The sequence below is a fragment of the Pseudomonas rosaeacicularis genome, assembly GCF_057128745.1.
This window is the reverse complement of the sequence record NZ_JBSKHT010000024.1, coordinates 66,612-84,085: the sequence shown is the minus strand read 5'-3', so window position 1 is coordinate 84,085 and position 17,474 is coordinate 66,612. Positions and strand designations below refer to the sequence as shown.

General features: G+C 58.1%; 22 protein-coding genes. 10 read left to right on the top strand and 12 right to left on the bottom strand.

Translation table 11 applies throughout. From position 1 onward, the window contains the following. Window positions 1-248 precede the first annotated feature (248 nt). Both ACWKWM_RS26285 and tldD read left to right on the top strand, forming a co-directional pair. A complete protein-coding gene (locus ACWKWM_RS26285) occupies window positions 249-1,100 on the top strand; it encodes a carbon-nitrogen hydrolase family protein (protein ID WP_483848901.1) in 852 nt (283 codons plus the stop codon). Between the two features lie 2 nt (window positions 1,101-1,102). Beyond that, on the top strand, window positions 1,103-2,542 hold the full coding sequence (gene tldD, locus ACWKWM_RS26280; RefSeq protein WP_483848900.1) for a metalloprotease TldD: 1,440 nt from the start codon (window positions 1,103-1,105) through the stop codon (window positions 2,540-2,542). A gap of 57 nt (window positions 2,543-2,599) precedes the next feature. Here tldD and yjgA read toward each other — a convergent pair whose 3' ends face one another. Beyond that, a complete protein-coding gene (gene yjgA, locus ACWKWM_RS26275; RefSeq protein WP_483834124.1) occupies window positions 2,600-3,121 on the bottom strand; it encodes a ribosome biogenesis factor YjgA in 522 nt (173 codons plus the stop codon). A gap of 107 nt (window positions 3,122-3,228) precedes the next feature. Between yjgA and pmbA the strand changes: the two genes are divergently transcribed. The 4 genes from pmbA (at window position 3,229) to ACWKWM_RS26255 (ending at window position 6,889) form a co-directional block, all read left to right on the top strand. After that, entirely contained in the window at window positions 3,229-4,575 is a 1,347-nt protein-coding gene (gene pmbA / locus ACWKWM_RS26270) for a metalloprotease PmbA (protein WP_483848899.1), read from the top strand. Window positions 4,576-4,882: 307 nt separating this feature from the next. Next, entirely contained in the window at window positions 4,883-5,344 is a 462-nt protein-coding gene (locus ACWKWM_RS26265; protein ID WP_483848898.1) for a DUF2753 family protein, read from the top strand. A gap of 1 nt (window position 5,345) precedes the next feature. Next, window positions 5,346-5,957 (top strand): superoxide dismutase, encoded by a 612-nt coding sequence (locus tag ACWKWM_RS26260; protein WP_483848897.1) that lies wholly within the window; start codon window positions 5,346-5,348, stop codon window positions 5,955-5,957. Between the two features lie 44 nt (window positions 5,958-6,001). Then, complete coding sequence (locus ACWKWM_RS26255) at window positions 6,002-6,889, top strand: ZIP family metal transporter (protein ID WP_483848896.1); 888 nt, start codon at window positions 6,002-6,004, stop codon at window positions 6,887-6,889. 113 nt (window positions 6,890-7,002) lie between these two features. Here ACWKWM_RS26255 and ACWKWM_RS26250 read toward each other — a convergent pair whose 3' ends face one another. Continuing rightward, window positions 7,003-7,452 carry a DUF1810 domain-containing protein gene (locus ACWKWM_RS26250; RefSeq protein WP_483848895.1) on the bottom strand — a complete coding sequence of 150 codons (450 nt, stop codon included), beginning with the start codon at window positions 7,450-7,452 and terminating at the stop codon, window positions 7,003-7,005. Between the two features lie 118 nt (window positions 7,453-7,570). On the opposite strand from ACWKWM_RS26250, the gene ACWKWM_RS26245 reads away from it, so the two are divergent. Continuing rightward, window positions 7,571-7,948, top strand: coding sequence for a zinc ribbon domain-containing protein YjdM (locus tag ACWKWM_RS26245; RefSeq protein ID WP_483848904.1), 378 nt, complete (start codon window positions 7,571-7,573; stop codon window positions 7,946-7,948). 95 nt (window positions 7,949-8,043) lie between these two features. Here the strand turns inward: ACWKWM_RS26245 and ACWKWM_RS26240 are convergent, their stop codons facing one another. From ACWKWM_RS26240 to ACWKWM_RS26195, 10 genes are all read right to left on the bottom strand, one after another. Then, entirely contained in the window at window positions 8,044-8,316 is a 273-nt protein-coding gene (locus ACWKWM_RS26240) for an HPr family phosphocarrier protein (protein ID WP_483848894.1), read from the bottom strand. A gap of 16 nt (window positions 8,317-8,332) precedes the next feature. Continuing rightward, complete coding sequence (rapZ, locus tag ACWKWM_RS26235) at window positions 8,333-9,190, bottom strand: RNase adapter RapZ (protein ID WP_483848893.1); 858 nt, start codon at window positions 9,188-9,190, stop codon at window positions 8,333-8,335. A gap of 1 nt (window position 9,191) precedes the next feature. Continuing rightward, window positions 9,192-9,656: a PTS IIA-like nitrogen regulatory protein PtsN gene (gene ptsN / locus ACWKWM_RS26230; protein ID WP_483848892.1), complete on the bottom strand. Its 465-nt coding sequence runs from the start codon at window positions 9,654-9,656 to the stop codon at window positions 9,192-9,194. A gap of 12 nt (window positions 9,657-9,668) precedes the next feature. Further along, the gene (hpf, locus tag ACWKWM_RS26225; protein WP_349800867.1) at window positions 9,669-9,977 is read right to left on the bottom strand and encodes a ribosome hibernation-promoting factor, HPF/YfiA family; all 309 of its coding nucleotides are present in this window, start codon (window positions 9,975-9,977) and stop codon (window positions 9,669-9,671) included. A gap of 78 nt (window positions 9,978-10,055) precedes the next feature. Next, window positions 10,056-11,549, bottom strand: a complete 1,494-nt coding sequence (locus ACWKWM_RS26220) for an RNA polymerase factor sigma-54 (RefSeq protein ID WP_483834132.1) — start codon at window positions 11,547-11,549, stop codon at window positions 10,056-10,058. A gap of 193 nt (window positions 11,550-11,742) precedes the next feature. Further along, window positions 11,743-12,468, bottom strand: a complete 726-nt coding sequence (lptB, locus tag ACWKWM_RS26215; RefSeq protein WP_349800869.1) for an LPS export ABC transporter ATP-binding protein — start codon at window positions 12,466-12,468, stop codon at window positions 11,743-11,745. Beyond that, window positions 12,468-13,010: a lipopolysaccharide transport periplasmic protein LptA gene (gene lptA, locus ACWKWM_RS26210; RefSeq protein ID WP_483834133.1), complete on the bottom strand. Its 543-nt coding sequence runs from the start codon at window positions 13,008-13,010 to the stop codon at window positions 12,468-12,470. The genes lptB and lptA overlap by 1 nt, the downstream gene beginning before the upstream one ends. Beyond that, the gene (lptC, locus tag ACWKWM_RS26205) at window positions 12,997-13,569 is read right to left on the bottom strand and encodes an LPS export ABC transporter periplasmic protein LptC (protein WP_483848891.1); all 573 of its coding nucleotides are present in this window, start codon (window positions 13,567-13,569) and stop codon (window positions 12,997-12,999) included. Before lptC ends, lptA begins: the two co-directional genes overlap by 14 nt. Window positions 13,570-13,578: 9 nt before the next feature. Continuing rightward, window positions 13,579-14,112, bottom strand: coding sequence for a KdsC family phosphatase (locus tag ACWKWM_RS26200; RefSeq protein ID WP_483848890.1), 534 nt, complete (start codon window positions 14,110-14,112; stop codon window positions 13,579-13,581). Then, the gene (locus tag ACWKWM_RS26195; RefSeq protein ID WP_483848889.1) at window positions 14,112-15,086 is read right to left on the bottom strand and encodes a KpsF/GutQ family sugar-phosphate isomerase; all 975 of its coding nucleotides are present in this window, start codon (window positions 15,084-15,086) and stop codon (window positions 14,112-14,114) included. Before ACWKWM_RS26195 ends, ACWKWM_RS26200 begins: the two co-directional genes overlap by 1 nt. A gap of 313 nt (window positions 15,087-15,399) precedes the next feature. On the opposite strand from ACWKWM_RS26195, the gene ACWKWM_RS26190 reads away from it, so the two are divergent. Genes ACWKWM_RS26190 through mlaD form a run of 3 tightly spaced genes read left to right on the top strand, consistent with a single transcriptional unit; the run spans window position 15,400 to window position 17,473 of the window. Continuing rightward, complete coding sequence (locus tag ACWKWM_RS26190) at window positions 15,400-16,209, top strand: ATP-binding cassette domain-containing protein (RefSeq protein WP_483848888.1); 810 nt, start codon at window positions 15,400-15,402, stop codon at window positions 16,207-16,209. Beyond that, window positions 16,209-17,006 carry a lipid asymmetry maintenance ABC transporter permease subunit MlaE gene (gene mlaE / locus ACWKWM_RS26185; protein WP_483834138.1) on the top strand — a complete coding sequence of 266 codons (798 nt, stop codon included), beginning with the start codon at window positions 16,209-16,211 and terminating at the stop codon, window positions 17,004-17,006. The genes ACWKWM_RS26190 and mlaE overlap by 1 nt, the downstream gene beginning before the upstream one ends. Further along, window positions 17,006-17,473, top strand: a complete 468-nt coding sequence (gene mlaD, locus ACWKWM_RS26180; protein ID WP_483834139.1) for an outer membrane lipid asymmetry maintenance protein MlaD — start codon at window positions 17,006-17,008, stop codon at window positions 17,471-17,473. The genes mlaE and mlaD overlap by 1 nt, the downstream gene beginning before the upstream one ends. The last annotated feature ends 1 nt before the right edge of the window (window position 17,474 follow it).

The following is a 17,474-nucleotide window of genomic DNA, read 5'->3' as shown; positions in this document are numbered from 1 at the left end:
TACATAGATGCAACCGGGTAGCAGTGTTAAAAAAGGGTTGGCAGTGGGGGCGAGTCCATACATAGGAGCTGACGAGCAACGCGAGGCTGCGATTACGGTGTGTCAGGTGTACCGCATCGGTTGCGCGCGCCCCCGGAGCCTCGCACGGGCTCGTCAGCTCCTACAAAGGCAGTTTGCATCGAGCTTGCAACCAAGCCGCAGAGCAACGCTTGGAGTAGAGTGCAGTTCTACCGTTTCAAGGAGCGTCTATGTCCTTCGCCGTGATTCAAATGGTCAGCCAGAGCAACGTCGAGGGTAATCTGGCCCAGGCCCGTCGCTTGTTGGAGCAGGCCGCAGCATCGGGTGCAAAGCTTGCGGTGCTGCCAGAGAGCTTCGCCGCCATGGGCCGTCGCGATGTCGCTGACATCGGTCGTGCCGAAGCAAAAGGCGAAGGTCCTATCCTGCCATGGTTGAAACTTGTCGCTCGCGACCTCAAGTTATGGGTAGTGGCCGGCACTTTGCCGCTGCCGCCCAATGATCGGCCCGAGGGCAAAGTCACGGCGTGCTCGCTGCTGGTAGACGAATACGGCGAGACCGTGGCGCGTTACGACAAGCTGCACTTGTTCGATGTGGACGTGGCCGACAGTCGCGGGCGCTACCGGGAATCGGACGATTACGCCCACGGCAACAATGTGGTGGTAGTCGATACGCCGGTGGGCAAGCTGGGGCTGACGGTCTGTTATGACCTGCGCTTCCCCGAGCTGTATACCGCACTGCGTGAAGCGGGCGCTGAATTGATTACCGCGCCCTCGGCCTTTACCGCTGTAACGGGCGCGGCGCACTGGGAGTGCCTGCTGCGCGCACGAGCCATCGAAACCCAGTGCTACGTGCTGGCGGCAGCGCAAGGTGGGGTTCATCCCGGGCCACGGGAAACATTTGGGCACGCGGCGATCATTGATCCATGGGGCCGCGTGATGGCCGAGCAGGCACAGGGTGAAGCCGTGCTGCTGGCCGAGAGAGACAGTCAAGAACAAGCGTCCATACGGGCGCGGATGCCGGTGTCTAATCACCGGCGATTTTTTTCGCAGGACGCATTGCGGCCTGCTAATACACCGGAGTGAATATGAGCGACCTGTCCTCTGTCAGTGAACACCTTCTGGCGCCCGGCGGCCTGAGCATCGACAGCCTGCAATCGGTGTTGGGCGAGCTGGCCGGCCCCGGAATCGACGCCGCTGATCTGTACTTCCAAGGGCAGATTTCCGAATCCTGGGCCTTGGAAGACGGCATCGTCAAAGAAGGCAGCTTCAACCTCGATCAGGGCGTGGGCGTGCGCGCGCAGTCCGGCGAAAAAACCGGCTTTGCCTACAGCAACGCCATCACTCCTGAAGCCCTGACCCTGGCCGCCCGCGCCGCTCGCTCGATTTCTCGTGCCGGGCAAAATGGCCGCGTTCAGGCGTTCACCACCCAGGACGTCGCGCAACTGTACGGCCCGGATAACCCACTTGAAGTCATGACGCGCGCCGAAAAGGTCGAGCTGCTCAAGCGCATCGACGTCGCCACCCGCGCGCTGGACACCCGTATTCAGCAAGTCACGGTGAGCATGGCGGGCGTCTGGGAACGCATTTTGGTGGCGTCCACCGATGGCAGCCTGGCCGCCGATGTACGGCCGCTGGTGCGGTTCAACGTCAGCGTGATCGTTGAACAGAATGGTCGTCGCGAGCGCGGCGGACATGGCGGTGGCGGACGTACCGATTACCGTTATTTCCTCAGCGAAGACCGCGCCATGGGTTATGCCCGCGAAGCGTTGCGCCAGGCGCTGGTCAATCTCGAAGCGATTCCAGCCCCGGCTGGGACTTTGCCTGTGGTGCTCGGTTCTGGCTGGTCCGGCGTGCTGCTGCACGAAGCGGTCGGCCACGGCCTGGAGGGCGACTTCAACCGCAAGGGAAGCTCAGCCTACAGCGGTCGTATGGGCGAGATGGTCGCCTCCAAGCTGTGCACCATCGTCGATGACGGCACGCTGGCCGGGCGTCGCGGGTCGTTGAGCGTCGATGACGAAGGCACCCCGACCGAATGCACCACGCTGATCGAAAAAGGCGTGCTCAAGGGCTATATGCAGGACAAGTTGAACGCGCGGCTGATGGGCGTGGCCCGAACCGGCAACGGTCGTCGCGAGTCCTACGCTCACCTGCCGATGCCGCGTATGACCAACACCTACATGCTCGGCGGTCAGAGTGATCCGGCGGAAATCATTGCCTCGGTCAAGCGCGGCATCTACTGCGCAAACCTGGGCGGCGGCCAAGTCGATATCACCAGCGGCAAGTTCGTGTTCTCCACCAGCGAAGCGTATTTGATCGAAGACGGCAAAATCACCACGCCGGTCAAGGGTGCGACATTGATCGGCAACGGCCCCGAGGCGATGAGCCGGGTGTCGATGGTCGGTAATGACCTGTCGCTGGACAGCGGCGTCGGTACGTGTGGTAAAGACGGACAGTCGTTGCCGGTGGGCGTGGGTCAGCCGACCTTGAAGATCGATGCGATCACGGTTGGCGGCACGGGTTCTTGATGGGCAACGTTTGAGATGAGCGACGCCGGGTAAGTCACTTACCCGGCGCGTCGGGATTTAGCGCAGTCCGCGTTTGGCTTCGTCCAGCTCGCGGATGTATTTGAAGATTTTACGGGTCGAAGACGGCGCCTTGTTTTGCGCAGCTTCGTGTTGAGCCTGACGGATGAGCGAACGCAGTTGCTGACGATCGGCCTCCGGGTACTCGTTGACGAACTGCTCCAACACATCATCAGCGCCGGTCACCAGGCGATCACGCCAGCGTTCCAGGTTGTGAAAGCGCTCGTTGTACTGGCGCGTGGAAGCGTCGAGTTGATCGAGCAGCACCAGAATCTCTTCCAGATTCTGGTCGCGCATCAGCTTGCCGATGAAGTGAATATGGCGTTTACGCGCGATGTTCGCAGTGTGTTTTGGAGCATCGGCCAATGCTCGACGCAACGGGTCGGTCAGAGGCAGTTTGGCCAGTACATCGGCCTTGAAAGTCGTCAAGCGTTCGCCGAGTTCAACCAGAGCATGCAGCTCTCGCTTGACCTGGGTTTTGCTTTTCTCTCCGTCGAAGGAGTCGTCGTAAGAATCAACCATGGGGGCAGTCCGCAAATAAACGCCGCCATGATAACCAGTCAGGGGCCAATTGTCCGGCCCAGTCGGTATTCGGTCAGTGCCGCAATCAGAATTTGATGGAGAAAGTCATGAGTGCATCAGAAAGCGTCGGCCCGCAAGCCTTGCCAGCGTTGCAGGAGCAGGTCGAACAGATCGTCGCCGAGGCCAAGCGTCAAGGCGCCACGGCCTGTGAAGTAGCGGTGTCACTGGAGCAAGGCCTGTCGACTTCGGTTCGTCAGCGTGAAGTGGAGACCGTTGAGTTCAATCGCGACCAGGGTTTTGGCATCACGCTGTACGTCGGCCACCGCAAGGGTTCGGCCAGCACCTCGGCCAGCGGGCCGGACGCCATTCGCGAAACTGTCGCTGCGGCGCTTGCGATTGCCAAGCACACCTCAGAAGACGAAGCCTCAGGGTTGGCCGATGCCGCGTTGATGGCCAAGGATCTGCGGGATTTCGATCTGTTCCATCCGTGGGACATCACCCCGGAACAGGCGATCGAGCGGGCGTTGATCTGCGAGGCCGCTGCCTTTGACGCGGATCCGCGAATCAAGAATGCCGATGGCACCACGCTGAACGTTCATCAGGGCTGCCGAGTGTATGGCAACAGCCACGGTTTCATCGGCGGTTATGCGTCGACACGGCACAGCCTCAGCTGCGTGATGATTGCCGAAGCCGATGGCCAGATGCAGCGCGATTACTGGTACGACGTCAATCGTCGCGGCGAGCTGCTGATGGACGCCAAACTCATCGGCCAGAAAGCAGCTCAGCGCGCTGCCAGCCGTTTGGGCGCACGCCCGGTGCCAACTTGTGAAGTGCCGGTGCTGTTTTCGGCCGAGCTGGCGGGCGGTCTGTTCGGCAGTTTTCTGGGGGCGATTTCCGGCGGCAACCTGTACCGCAAATCATCCTTCCTCGAAGGTGCGATGGGCCAACGGTTGTTTCCGGAGTGGATGACCATCGATGAGCGGCCGCATTTGGTCGGCGCGATGGGCAGTTCGGCCTTTGACGGCGATGGTCTGGCCACGTATGCCAAGCCGTTCGTAGAGAACGGCGATCTGGTGTCCTACATCCTCAGCACCTACTCGGGGCGCAAACTCAGCCTGCCGAGCACGGCGAATGCGGGCGGTGTGCACAACCTGTTCGTTTCCCACGGCACCGAAGATCAGGCAGCGTTGATTCGTCGCATGGGGCGCGGTCTGCTGGTCACTGAGCTGATGGGCAGTGGCCTGAACATGGTCACCGGCGACTATTCCCGTGGCGCAGCTGGCTATTGGGTGGAGAACGGCGAGATTCAGTTCGCCGTTCAGGAAGTGACCATCGCCGGCAACATGAAGGACATGTTCAAACAGATCATTGCCGTCGGTAACGATCTGGAAATGCGCAGCAACATCCGCACCGGTTCGGTATTGATCGAGAAAATGACCGTCGCGGGGAGCTGATTCGTAGCGCTCCACCGCAGCAACCATGGCCTGCCACCGATTCGGTGTGCAGGCTTTTTTTTGCGCAGACGAAGCCCTGTAGGAGCTGACGAGCCGCCGAAGGCTGCGAAAGCGGTGTGTCAGGCAAGCCTCTATCGCAGCCTTCGGCAGCTCCTACATGTGTGACATCAGTACCCATATGTGCTCATACCTCAGCGGCTAGGCTTGTTTTGATTCTCAAACTCATTTAATAATGAATATCATTTATTCATAGGTCATCACGGCTGCCGGCTCCGACCGTGGCTGCCATTGCCTCTGGAGGCACGCTATGGAGCACTGGAAACTCACCATCCTCAAAGGCAACAGCTGCTTCAACGCAGGCGAACTGGTCGATGCCCGCGAGTTATACCTTCAGGCCCTGGCATTGGCTCAAGTGTTGTTGGAGCGCTGGAGCGCGGCCGACGAAGCGGTGGCCGCCTTTGTCATTTCCCACCACAACCTGGCCGATCTGCACCTGGCGCTGAAGCAGCCCGAAGAGAGCGCCGAGTATCTGTGCGCCGCCCATCAGCGCTTGCTGCATGTCATCCAGAATTCACACCTGCAGCCGGCCCTGCGTCAGGCTGCGTTCAATCACAGTCACAAAACCTACGCCGAGTTGTTGGGGTTCATCAACGAACACGGCGAATATCCCCGCACCCATCGTTTGCTCAACAGCAGTGGCGAGCACTCGCGCTCAGCGCTTACGCAAAATGCCACCGCTGCGGGCAGCCTTTCTTTTGGAGTTCATTGATATGCCTTTCACTCTGCCTGCCATGCCGTACGCCTACGATGCCCTGGAACCGCACATCGACGCGCAAACCATGGAAATCCACCACAGCAAGCACCACCAGACATACATCAATAACCTCAACGCCGCCGTCGAGGGCACCGAGTATGCCGAATGGCCCATTGAAAAACTCGTCGCCGGTGTGGCGCAGTTGCCAGAAAAACTTCGTCCGGCGGTGATCAATCAAGGTGGTGGTCACGCCAATCATTCGCTGTTCTGGGAGGTCATGAGTCCGCAGGGTGGTGGCTTGCCAACTGATGCGCTGGCAAAGGCGATTGACGACCAGCTGGGTGGCTTCGATGCGTTCAAAGACGCTTTCACTAAAGCGGCGTTGACCCGTTTCGGCAGTGGTTGGGCCTGGCTGAGCGTGACCCCCGATAAGAAACTGATCGTTGAAAGCAGCGGCAACCAGGATAGTCCGTTGATGAGCGGCAACACGCCGATCCTGGGTCTGGACGTCTGGGAGCACGCGTATTACCTGCGTTATCAAAACCGTCGTCCGGAATACATCAGCGCGTTCTACAACGTCGTCAACTGGGCCGAAGTCGCCCGTCGATACCACGCGGCACTGGCGTGATCCTCGCTCAAGGCAGTAGCTAACAACAGGCAGTAAGGCGGTTTATGCGTTCGGAAATACTTACGATCGGCAGTGGGCGGTTGCTTCGTCTGGCTTTGGGGTCGTTGCTGGTACTGGCCGGGACGGGGTTGCTGATCGCCCAGGGTTTATCGTGGTTGAGTCTTGAGCCGCGCATGCTGAGGGCACTTGAAGGCGGCGCGATTTGCGCACTGGGTACAGCGCTTGGCGCGGTGCCTGTGCTGGTGATTCGCAGGATGCCGGTGGCGGTGTCCGACGGTTTGCTGGGCTTTGGTGCCGGAATCATGCTCGCCGCCACAGCGTTTTCACTGATCGTACCGGGGCTCAGCGCCGCCGAAGGCCTGGGTTTTACGCCTTGGGGCGCTGGCGGGCTGATCAGCTTTGGAATTTTGCTGGGTGCCGTCGGGCTGTTCGTTGTGGACAGCCTGGTATCACGGGATTCAAGCCTGCCGCCGTCGCTGGATCATCCCGTTATTCCATCGAACATCTGGCTGTTCGTCATCGCCATCATCGCTCACAACATCCCCGAAGGCATGGCCGTCGGGGTGTCAGCGGGTGGCGGTCTGGCGCACGCAGACAGTCTGGCCATGGGCATCGCCATTCAGGACGTGCCTGAGGGGTTGGTAATTGCGCTGGTGCTGGCGGGAGCGGGGATGTCGCGCTTCAAGGCGTTTTTGATTGGAGCAGCCTCTGGACTGGTCGAGCCCGTGTTTGCGGTGCTCTGCGCCTGGTTGGTGGCGATTGCCGAACTGCTGCTTCCCATCGGGCTTGCGCTCGCCGCGGGCGCGATGCTGCTGGTGGTGACGCATGAAATCATTCCCGAGTCCCGGCGCAACGGTCATCACCGAATCGCAAGCCTGGGGCTTGTCTCCGGGTTTTGCGTGATGATGGTGATGGACACGGCGTTGGGCTGAATGCTTTGGGCAGCTCGAGGGCTGTGGAAGAAAGCTTGCCCGCGATGCTATCCCGACGCCCGGGAGATGCTGCGGATGTACCGGCCTCATCGCAAGCGATCGCTTTCCCGCGCTTACTGCTTGAAATCCCGCGATCCTTTTAGCCCCAATCCCGACAACGTCCTGGGATCAGGCTGCCCGTCGAAAAATGCCTCAAGCACGTCACAAAATTGAGTGTTATTCGGCGCGACGCTGGCAAACAGCGTCATGCTGGACCGCAGTTTCAGGTCGTCGGGCGAACCCATAATGTCTGTCGCGCGACGTCCTCGCCATTTCAACAACGCCTCGATGCAGTTTTCCAGGCGCCAGCCCAGGTGCGGATGTTGCAGATAGGCAAGGGCTTCTTCTGGCCCCGAAATCGCGTAACGCCGTGCCATGTCGCTGTGCCCCAGTCCGCTTAACTGCGGGAAGATGAACCACATCCAGTGGGTTGTCTTGCGACCGTTGCGTAATTGCGCCAACGCGTCTTCGAAAACAGCCGCCTGTGCATCAACGAATCGTTGCAGATCATATGGGTCGTTCATGTGGTTCTCCACGCCTGGTATCCCTAAATAGCAAAGCGCATATGTTTCTATGACTTCAAGCGAAGGAGTTCCTCTCTAGCAAATGCACGGCGACGCCACTGGGTCGGTAAAAACCCTTATAATCCTGCGCCTATTATCTGCTGATGCGAGAACCGCCGTGAGTTTACCGCCGTGCCCTAAATGCAGTTCCGAATACACCTACGAAGACGGTACACAATTCGTCTGCCCGGAATGCGCTCACGAGTGGACTGCTGACGCCGTCGCCGAAACGTCGGACGATGCCAAGGTCATCAAGGATTCGGTGGGCAACACGCTGCACGATGGCGACACCGTCACGGTGATCAAAGACCTCAAAGTCAAAGGCTCGTCGCTGGTAGTCAAAGTCGGCACCAAGGTGAAGAACATTCGCTTGGTGGATGGCGATCACGACATCGATTGCAAAATTGACGGCATTGGCGCCATGAAGCTGAAGTCTGAGTTCGTGAAGAAGGGCTGATGGTTTGCCCCCAAGTGTGTACGAAAAAGCCCCGGCTCTTGTGAGTCGGGGCTTTTTCTTGGTGCGAACAATACGCTGGCAAAGGCGGAGGGCCGTTACTCGCCTTCATCAAACTTGTTGTTGATCAGCTCCACCAATGCATCGAGCGCAGCTTGATCATCCTCGCCTTCGGTACTGAGCTGAATCTCTGTTCCTTTGCCCGCCGCGAGCATCATGACGGCCATGATGCTTTTGCCGTCGACCATGCTTTCGGGGGTGCGGCCCACTCGGATCTGGCAGGCGTATCTGCCTGCCACGCCGACGAATTTAGCGGCAGCTCGGGCGTGCAGGCCTAGCTTGTTGATGATGGTGATTTGGAGAGCGGGCATCGCGAAGGGGATCCTTTCAGCTTAGGTCGCGGTGGCGAACCTGAACATTCTTGAGCGATTGCTGCAAGACCTGGCCCAGTCGCTCGGTCAGGTAGACAGAGCGGTGATGCCCGCCGGTGCAGCCAATGGCGATAGTGACGTAAGCGCGGTTGCTGGCGGCGAAACGCGGCAGCCACTTGTTGAGGTAGGCGAAGATGTCCTGGAACATCTCTTCGACATCCGGCTGGGCTGAGAGGTAATCGGCTACCGGTTTGTCTAGCCCGGATTGTTCCCGCAGCTCTGGTTTCCAGTAGGGATTTGGCAGGCAACGCACGTCGAACACAAGGTCGGCGTCCACCGGCATGCCGCGCTTGAAACCGAACGATTCCACCAAAAACGCCGTACCCGGCTCAGGCTTGTTCAACAGCCGCAGCTTGAGCGCGTCGCGCAGCTGGTACAGATTCAGGTTGGTTGTGTCGATCGTCAGGTCCGCCAGATCAATGATTGGTCCAAGCAGGGTTTTCTCGTCGCGGATTGCCTCGGCGAGTGATCGCGTGGCGGTGCTGAGCGGGTGACGCCGACGGGTTTCGGAGAAGCGTTTAAGCAAGGTCGGCTCGTCGGCATCGAGAAACAGCACGTCGCACTGGATATGCCGCGAGCGCACCTCTTCGAGCATTTTTGGAAAACGCGTGAGATGGCTGGGAAGGTTACGTGCGTCGATGGACACCGCAAGCAGCGGTTCGGCCAGTTCGCTGTTGATCAGCGCGCGTTCGGCCAACTCCGGCAGCAAGCCTGCGGGCAAGTTGTCAACGCAGTAGAAGCCGCTGTCTTCCAGCACATCGAGGGCCGTACTCTTGCCTGAGCCGGAGCGGCCGCTGACGATGATCATGCGCATGTTAGTGCCCGGTTTGCTCGTCGAGGACCACTTGATAGAGCGCTTCGCCGCTTTGGGCAGCACGAAGCCGTTCCCGCACTTCTTTGCGGTCGAGCATGCTTGCAATCTGGCGCAGCAGTTCAAGGTGCTCATCCGTGGCCGCTTCCGGGACCAACAGAACGAACAGCAAATCTACCGGGGCGCCGTCGATCGCGTCGAAATCAACGGGATGGCTGAGGTGGAGAAGGGCACTGATCGGGCTGGAACAGCCCTTGAGCCGGCAATGCGGAATGGCGATGCCATTGCCGAACCCGGTGGAGCCCAGTTTTTCACGGGCTATCAGACTTTCGTAGACGGTTTGCTGCTCAAGGTCGGGCACCTGCTGCCCAATCACTTTGGCAATCGCTTCGAGTACAGCTTTTTTACTGCCGCCTGGCACGTTCACGAGGGAACGGCCAGGGGTCAGGATATTTTCAAGTCGGATCATGGGTAGGGAGTGTCAGCGAGCGGCCGCACCTTTGAGGATGCTTTGCTGCTTTTCCTTATGCTTGAGCAATTGTCTGTCGAGCTTGTCAGTGAGTAAGTCGATTGCAGCGTACATATCGTCATGCTCCGCATTGGCAACCACCTCTCCACCAGGGATATGCAGGGTGGCCTCGATCTTCTGTTTGAGCTTCTCGACGGCCATCGTCACCTGCACATTGGTAATCTTGTCAAAATGCCCTTCGAGCTTTTTGAGTTTGAGCTCGATGTATTCACGCAGGGGCTTGGTCACTTCCAGTTGGTGTCCACTGATGTTGACTTGCATACAGCTTCTCCTTCGTTGCCAGTGCATAAAAGAGGCAGGCTTGGTTGCCTGCCACTGGAACGCTGTGGCCTGTGACCTCTACATCAGTCGCTTGCGCTCGCTGGAAGGCGCGATCCCCAGAGACTCGCGGTACTTGGCGACTGTGCGACGTGCCACTTGAATGCCTTGTGCCTCCAGTAAACCAGCGATCTTACTGTCACTCAATGGCTTTTTCTGATTTTCGGCCGCAACCAGTTTTTTGATGATTGCGCGAATGGCCGTGGACGAACATTCACCGCCTTCTGAGGTGCTGACGTGGCTGGAAAAGAAGTATTTCAGTTCATAAATGCCCCGCGGCGTGTGCATGAACTTTTGCGTTGTAACCCGGGAAATCGTTGACTCGTGCATGCCCACCGCTTCAGCGATGTCGTGCAACACCAGCGGCTTCATTGCTTCGTCGCCGTACTCAAGGAAACCGCGCTGATGTTCGACGATCTGCGTGGCCACCTTCATCAACGTCTCATTGCGGCTCTGCAGGCTCTTGATGAACCAGCGGGCTTCTTGCAACTGATTACGCATGAAGGTGTTGTCAGCGCTGGTATCAGCGCGGCGTACAAAGCCTGCGTACTGCGGATTAACGCGCAAGCGCGGCACTGATTCCTGATTGAGTTCGACCAGCCATCGCTCGTTGTGCTTGCGTACGATCACATCAGGCACGACGTATTCGGCTTCGGTGGACTCGATCTGTGAGCCGGGGCGCGGATTCAAACTCTGCACCAGCTCAATGACCTGACGAAGATCGTCTTCCTTGATCTTCATGCGGCGCATCAGTTGCGCGTAGTCACGGCTACCCAGCAGATCGATGTAATCGCTGACCAAGCGCTGTGCTTCGGCCAACCATTTTGTCTTGGCAGGCAGTTGGCGTAGTTGCAGCAGCAAGCATTCGCTGAGATTGCGAGCGCCGATGCCCGCAGGTTCGAATTGCTGGATACGGTGCAGAACGGCCTCGATCTCATCCAGCTCGATATCGAGCTCCGGGTCGAAAGCGTCGAGCAGTTCATCGAGCGACTCGTCCAGATAACCCTGATTGTTAATGCAATCGATCAATGTCACGGCGATCAGGCGATCAGTGTCGGACATCGGCGCAAGATTGAGCTGCCACAGCAAATGGCTTTGCAGGCTCTCGCCAACCGATGTGCGTGTGGTGAAGTCCCACTCATCATCGTCGTTGCTCGGCAGGCTGCTGGCGCTGGTCTGGTAAACGTCTTCCCAAGCTGTATCGACGGGCAATTCGTTGGGAATGCGCTCGCTCCATTCGCCGTCTTCGAGATTGTCGACGGTGGGGGCGGATTCCTGGTAGGTCGGTTCCTGAACGTCAGGATTGGGCTTTTGCTCGACGCTATCGGCCATCGGGTCGGCATTATCGAAATCGTCGCCTTCTTCCTGGCGCTCGAGCATAGGATTGGACTCCAGTGCCTCCTGAATTTCCTGTTGGAGATCCAGAGTCGACAATTGGAGTAAGCGGATGGCCTGCTGCAGCTGCGGTGTCATCGTCAGCTGCTGGCCCATTCTCAAGACTAGCGAAGGTTTCATGGCAGGGGCTAAACACCTTATTCGTTCGCCGGCGCATATGCGCGCCATCCACTACAGGGCGCCAGGGCGCCAACTTAAGCAAATTATATGCCTGAAACCAGAGTGTTTGCCTAGAGCGCGATGACAATTAATGTTTGATTGGAGGCAAAGGCGGCTTCAGCGCCTATGCGGCAATCAAGTGTCATCGCAACAGTTACAGGCGGAACTCGTGGCCGAGGTATACCTCTTTCACCAACTGGTTCGCCAGAATGGTGTCCGAATCGCCTTCGGCAATCAGCTGTCCATCATTGACGATGTAGGCGGTTTCGCAGATATCCAGCGTTTCGCGGACGTTGTGATCGGTGATCAACACACCGATACCTTTGGCCTTCAGGTGGTAAATGATTTGCTTGATATCGCCAACCGAAATCGGGTCGACACCGGCAAACGGCTCATCGAGCAAGATGAACTTGGGCGAGGTCGCCAGGGCACGTGCAATTTCTACGCGACGACGCTCGCCACCGGACAGGCTCATGCCGAGGTTGTCGCGGATGTGCGTGATATGAAATTCCTGCAGCAGGCTTTCGAGTTCCTTGCGACGAGCCGGACGATCCAGCTCTTTGCGAGTCTCCAGAATGGCCATGATGTTGTCGGCCACTGAGAGCTTGCGGAAAATCGACGCTTCTTGAGGCAGATAGCCGATGCCTGCGCGCGCGCGGCCATGCATAGGCTGGTGACTGACATCCTGATCATCGATCAGGACGCGCCCCTGTTCGGCCTGAACCAGGCCGACGATCATGTAGAAGCAGGTGGTCTTGCCTGCGCCGTTAGGCCCAAGCAAGCCAACGATCTGACCGCTTTCGATGGACAGGCTCACGTCACGGACGACCTGACGACCTTTGTAGCTCTTCGCCAGGTGCTGAGCTTTCAGCGTTGCCATTACTGGGCCTTCTGCTGGTCGGATTTCTTTTTCGGCTGGATAACCATGTCGATTCGTGGGCGCGGCGTGGTGATCTTGGTGCCATTGGCGCGACCGGCATTCACGACTTGCTTGACAGTGTCGTAGACGATTTTCTCGCCTTCGGACGTGTTGCCGTCATTGATGACCTTGGCCTTGTCGATCAGAACAATACGATCCTGAGCCGCAAAGTACTGAATGGTCACGCCATAGGCCTGCACGATCGGCTTGTCGACCGAAGGCTTTTGCTCGTAGTACGCCAGGTTGCCGACGGAGGTGAACACGTCGACTTCGCCTTGTGCGTTACGCGTGATGGTCACGGTATTACCCGTGATCTTCATGCTGCCCTGGGTAATGATCACGTTGCCTTTGTAAGTGGCAACGCCTTGTTTGTCGTCGAGCTGCGCATCATCCGACTGAATATGGATGGGCTGATCGCGGTCTGTAGGCAAAGACCAGGCGCTCGCGCTTCCCAGTGCTGCGCCCAGGCCGAGCAATAAAGGAAGGGTTTTAACGAGCGTCATACTGTCCTCTTACGTTGGAGAGCAGGTCCATCCTGCTGTCTTTCAAATACGCTTTCATGCCGATGGCCGTCGTTACACCGCCCAAGCCGTCGATTCTAACGGCTTGCTTGGTTTCCGCATATTGCTTCTGAGGGAATACAGTCATGCGGCTGCTGGTAATGATGGTGGTGCGGCTCTTTTCATCCGTGCGGTTGATGCGCACGGAATCGATCAACTCTACATGGTCGCCCCCGGGAGAGACTTCGGCAGTCTTGCTCTCGACGTGCCAAGGGAAGGTCGAGCCTCGGTACAGTTCCAGGTTCGGCGTGGTCAGCATTGTGACGTCTGTGGCCTTCAGGTGTTCGACCTTATCGGCGGTCATTTCATATTGAAGACCGCCGTCGGGCAGGAACTGGACGCTGTGGGCGTTGATGGCGTAGAAGTCGATGGCGCTCTCATCGACCGCAGACTTGGGCTGGTCCATGAAGCTTTCCGGGCTGATATTCCAGTAGCCGGCAGCTGCCAGCAGCACGGCGAGCACGCCGAACAGCAGGAACGTACGAATTTTTTTACTGAACATAGTGAGCTTCTATAAGTAGGCGGCATGAGCCGCTTCAAGGTTGCCCTGCGCGCTCAGGATCAATTCACAAAATTCACGGGCCGCACCTTCGCCGCCGCGCGCCTGGGTAATGCCGTGCGCATGCTGGCGAACAAAGCTCGCGGCGCTGGCAACGGCCATACCCAGACCTACCCGGCGAATCACGGGCAAGTCCGGCAGATCATCACCCAGGTAAGCTACCTGCTCATAGCTTAGGCCCAGTTCGTTCAAAAGCTCGTCGAGCACCACAAGCTTGTCTTCACGGCCCTGATACAGGTGAGCGATGCCCAGGTTCTTGGCACGTCGTTCGACAACCGGGGTCTTGCGGCCGCTGATAATGGCAGTAGTGACGCCAGACGCAATCAGCATTTTGATGCCTTGCCCATCCAGCGTGTTGAAAGTCTTGAATTCGCTGCCGTCTTCGAGGAAATACAGCCGGCCGTCGGTCAGCACGCCGTCCACGTCGAAAACCGCCAGTTTAATGTGCTTGCCACGTTGCATCAGATCGTTCATGTCAGTGCCCATTACATGACTCCCGCGCGCAGCAGGTCCTGAAGGTTGAACGCGCCCACCGGGCGGTCGTTCTCGTCGACCACGATCAGTGCGCCGATCTTGTGGTCTTCCATGATTTTGAGTGCCTCTGCCGCCAGCATCTCGGGGCGGACGGTTTTGCCGTGTACGGTCATCACTTCATCAATGCTGGCCTGGCGAATATCGATCGTGCGGTCCAGGGTGCGCCGCAAATCACCGTCGGTGAAAATCCCGGCCAGACGTCCGTCGGGTTCGACGATGGCAGTCATGCCAAGTCCTTTGCGGGTCATTTCCATGAGCGAATCACGAAGAGGTGTTCCGCGAGCTACCAGCGGAAGCTGCTCGCCGGTGTGCATTACGTGCTCGACCTTCAGCAGCAGGCGTCGCCCCAGTGCGCCGCCCGGATGGGAGAACGCAAAATCTTCAGCCGTGAAACCGCGTGCATCAAGCAGCGCAATCGCCAGCGCGTCGCCCATGGCCAATGCAGCAGTGGTTGACGAGGTGGGCGCCAGATTGAGCGGGCAGGCCTCGTGTACAACATGTGCGTTGAGATTGACCTCGGCGGCTTTTGCCAGTGTCGAATTCGGATTGCCAGTCAGGCTGATCATCTTGATGCCCAAGCGCTTGATCAGCGGCAGCAAGGTCACGATTTCGGCAGTAGTGCCGGAATTTGACAGCGCCAGAATGATATCGGCTGAAGTGATCATGCCCATGTCGCCGTGGCTGGCTTCGGCAGGATGAACGAAGAAAGAAGGTGTGCCGGTGCTTGCAAGCGTGGCGGCAATCTTTCTTGCGATATGCCCAGACTTGCCCATGCCGACCACGACCACGCGCCCCTTGCTCGCCAGAATCATCTCGCAGGCGCTGACAAAATCCACATTGATATGTGCAAGCAGGCCTTCTACGGCTTCTATTTCGAGGCGCAGAGTGCGTTGTGCCGATTGAATCAGGTCGCTGGATTGGCTCATGTCGGAAAAAGGTAGGCCTGATGAAAAGGCGGCGATTATAGCGGCAATGTTGAAAACCCTCACCCATCATTGTCGCTCTTGTTTATAGAAGCCTGCTGTCCGACAGGCGATGGCTCCGTCAGGGGTGTGCATCCGTGCAGGAAATTTCCTGCGAGATTGCCATATTGGTCTTCATTCAAAATGTTGCAGGCATCGCTCTTGGGGCGCGCACACGACCGGTGCTATAGTTCGCCGCTTGTTCGGCCCTCCAGACAGTGTGTCGTTCGTCAAGGACGCGGCATCTGAGAGTCAGGCTGTATCGCAAGGAGTTTAGATGAGTGCCGATAACGCCTACGCGGTCGAATTGAAGGGCGTGTCCTTCAAACGCGGTGCGCGAAGCATCTTCAATAATGTGGATATCCGCATTCCCCGGGGCAAAGTCACCGGCATCATGGGACCGTCAGGCAGTGGCAAGACCACGCTATTGCGGCTCATGGGCGCACAGCTGCGCCCGAGCAGCGGGGAAGTCTGGGTCAACGGTCAAAACCTGCCGAACCTGTCGCGTAGCGATCTGTTCGATGCGCGCAAGCAAATGGGCGTTCTCTTTCAGAGCGGTGCGCTGTTTACCGATCTCGACGTGTTCGAGAACGTTGCCTTTCCGCTTCGCGTCCATACCAAACTGCCCGAAGACATGATCCGTGACATCGTCCTGCTAAAATTGCAGGCGGTGGGGTTGCGCGGGGCTGTCGAGCTGATGCCCGACGAGCTCTCCGGTGGCATGAAACGCCGGGTTGCGTTGGCCCGCGCGATTGCCCTCGATCCGCAAATTCTCATGTACGACGAACCCTTCGTGGGGCAGGACCCTATTGCGATGGGCGTTCTCGTGCGCCTGATCCGTCTGCTCAATGACGCGCTCGGCATCACCAGTGTCGTCGTCTCCCATGATCTGGCAGAGACCGCCAGCATTGCTGACTACCTCTATGTAGTCGGTGATGGGCAGGTGCTGGGTCAGGGAACGCCTGCGGAGTTGATGGAGTCGGACAATCCGCGCATTCGTCAATTCATGACTGGCGATCCAGACGGGCCTGTACCGTTTCACTATCCGGCAGCGGATTATCGCGAAGATCTTTTGGGGAAGCGCTGATGCGCAAAAAGTCGTTAATGGAGCGTGTTCGCCTGATGGGGCGATCCGCGATAGATATTGTTGCAGTGCTGGGCCGCTCGGGGATTTTTCTGGTTCATGCCCTGTTGGGGCGCGGCGGAATTGGCGGCGGGTTCCAGTTACTGGTGCGTCAGTTGTATTCGGTTGGCGTGATGTCTCTGGCAATCATCGTTGTTTCCGGCGTCTTCATCGGCATGGTCCTCTCGCTTCAAGGGTTCAGCATCCTGGCCAAGTATGGTTCGGAGCAGGCGGTGGGGCAGATGGTTGCCCTGACCCTGCTGCGCGAACTGGGTCCGGTGGTGACGGCCCTGCTGTTCGCAGGTCGCGCGGGTTCTGCGCTGACGGCTGAGATTGGCAACATGAAATCCACCGAGCAGTTGTCCAGTCTCGAGATGATCGGCGTCGATCCACTGAAATACATTGTTGCGCCGCGCTTGTGGGCAGGCTTCATTTCGCTACCAGTGCTGGCCATGATTTTCAGCGTCGTCGGTATCTGGGGCGGCTCGTGGGTCGCAGTCGACTGGTTGGGCGTCTATGAAGGCTCCTTCTGGGCGAACATGCAGAACAGCGTTTCTTTTTCCGATGATGTGCTCAACGGTGTGATCAAAAGTGTCGTGTTTGCTTTTGTGGTCACCTGGATTGCCGTATTCCAAGGCTATGACTGCGAACCCACTTCAGAAGGGATCAGTCGTGCCACGACCAAAACCGTGGTGTATGCCTCGCTGGCCGTGTTGGGCCTGGACTTTATTTTGACCGCCTTGATGTTTGGAGACTTCTGATGCAAAACCGCACCCTCGAAACCGGTGTCGGCCTGTTCCTGCTGGCCGGGATACTGGCTTTGCTGTTGCTGGCCCTGCGGGTCAGTGGTCTGACAGCCAGCGCGACCAACGACAGCTATAAACTTTATGCCTATTTCGACAATTCGGCCGGTTTGACTGTCAGAGCGAAGGTGACCATGGCCGGTGTCACCATCGGCAAGGTCACAGCAATCGATCTGGATCGCGATACCTTCACTGGTCGTGTGACGATGGAAGTGCAGAAGGGCGTTAATAATCTGCCAATCGACTCCACCGCCTCGATCCTGACAGCAGGTCTGTTGGGTGAGAAGTACATCGGAATCAGCGTAGGTGGTGATGACAAGTTGCTCAAGGATGGCAGCACCATTCACGACACGCAGTCAGCGCTGGTACTCGAAGATCTGATCGGTAAATTCCTGATGAATACCGTGAGCAAAGACGCCAAATGAG

What these genes read in the sequence shown, in the direction of transcription:
- hpf (WP_349800867.1), bottom strand. Translation starts at nt 9,977, where the DNA reads ATGCAAGTCAACATCAGTGGACACCAACTGGAAGTGACCAAGCCCCTG.
- tldD (WP_483848900.1), top strand. Translation starts at nt 1,103, where the DNA reads ATGAGCGACCTGTCCTCTGTCAGTGAACACCTTCTGGCGCCCGGCGGC.
- ACWKWM_RS26285 (WP_483848901.1), top strand. Translation starts at nt 249, where the DNA reads ATGTCCTTCGCCGTGATTCAAATGGTCAGCCAGAGCAACGTCGAGGGT.
- ACWKWM_RS26250 (WP_483848895.1), bottom strand. Translation starts at nt 7,452, where the DNA reads ATGAACGACCCATATGATCTGCAACGATTCGTTGATGCACAGGCGGCT.
- mlaE (WP_483834138.1), top strand. Translation starts at nt 16,209, where the DNA reads ATGCGCAAAAAGTCGTTAATGGAGCGTGTTCGCCTGATGGGGCGATCC.
- ptsN (WP_483848892.1), bottom strand. Translation starts at nt 9,656, where the DNA reads ATGATCCGACTTGAAAATATCCTGACCCCTGGCCGTTCCCTCGTGAAC.
- rapZ (WP_483848893.1), bottom strand. Translation starts at nt 9,190, where the DNA reads ATGCGCATGATCATCGTCAGCGGCCGCTCCGGCTCAGGCAAGAGTACG.
- ACWKWM_RS26190 (WP_483848888.1), top strand. Translation starts at nt 15,400, where the DNA reads ATGAGTGCCGATAACGCCTACGCGGTCGAATTGAAGGGCGTGTCCTTC.
- mlaD (WP_483834139.1), top strand. Translation starts at nt 17,006, where the DNA reads ATGCAAAACCGCACCCTCGAAACCGGTGTCGGCCTGTTCCTGCTGGCC.
- ACWKWM_RS26240 (WP_483848894.1), bottom strand. Translation starts at nt 8,316, where the DNA reads ATGCCCGCTCTCCAAATCACCATCATCAACAAGCTAGGCCTGCACGCC.
- pmbA (WP_483848899.1), top strand. Translation starts at nt 3,229, where the DNA reads ATGAGTGCATCAGAAAGCGTCGGCCCGCAAGCCTTGCCAGCGTTGCAG.
- ACWKWM_RS26200 (WP_483848890.1), bottom strand. Translation starts at nt 14,112, where the DNA reads ATGGGCACTGACATGAACGATCTGATGCAACGTGGCAAGCACATTAAA.
- ACWKWM_RS26265 (WP_483848898.1), top strand. Translation starts at nt 4,883, where the DNA reads ATGGAGCACTGGAAACTCACCATCCTCAAAGGCAACAGCTGCTTCAAC.
- ACWKWM_RS26220 (WP_483834132.1), bottom strand. Translation starts at nt 11,549, where the DNA reads ATGAAACCTTCGCTAGTCTTGAGAATGGGCCAGCAGCTGACGATGACA.
- lptC (WP_483848891.1), bottom strand. Translation starts at nt 13,569, where the DNA reads ATGTTCAGTAAAAAAATTCGTACGTTCCTGCTGTTCGGCGTGCTCGCC.
- lptA (WP_483834133.1), bottom strand. Translation starts at nt 13,010, where the DNA reads ATGACGCTCGTTAAAACCCTTCCTTTATTGCTCGGCCTGGGCGCAGCA.
- ACWKWM_RS26195 (WP_483848889.1), bottom strand. Translation starts at nt 15,086, where the DNA reads ATGAGCCAATCCAGCGACCTGATTCAATCGGCACAACGCACTCTGCGC.
- yjgA (WP_483834124.1), bottom strand. Translation starts at nt 3,121, where the DNA reads ATGGTTGATTCTTACGACGACTCCTTCGACGGAGAGAAAAGCAAAACC.
- lptB (WP_349800869.1), bottom strand. Translation starts at nt 12,468, where the DNA reads ATGGCAACGCTGAAAGCTCAGCACCTGGCGAAGAGCTACAAAGGTCGT.
- ACWKWM_RS26260 (WP_483848897.1), top strand. Translation starts at nt 5,346, where the DNA reads ATGCCTTTCACTCTGCCTGCCATGCCGTACGCCTACGATGCCCTGGAA.
- ACWKWM_RS26255 (WP_483848896.1), top strand. Translation starts at nt 6,002, where the DNA reads ATGCGTTCGGAAATACTTACGATCGGCAGTGGGCGGTTGCTTCGTCTG.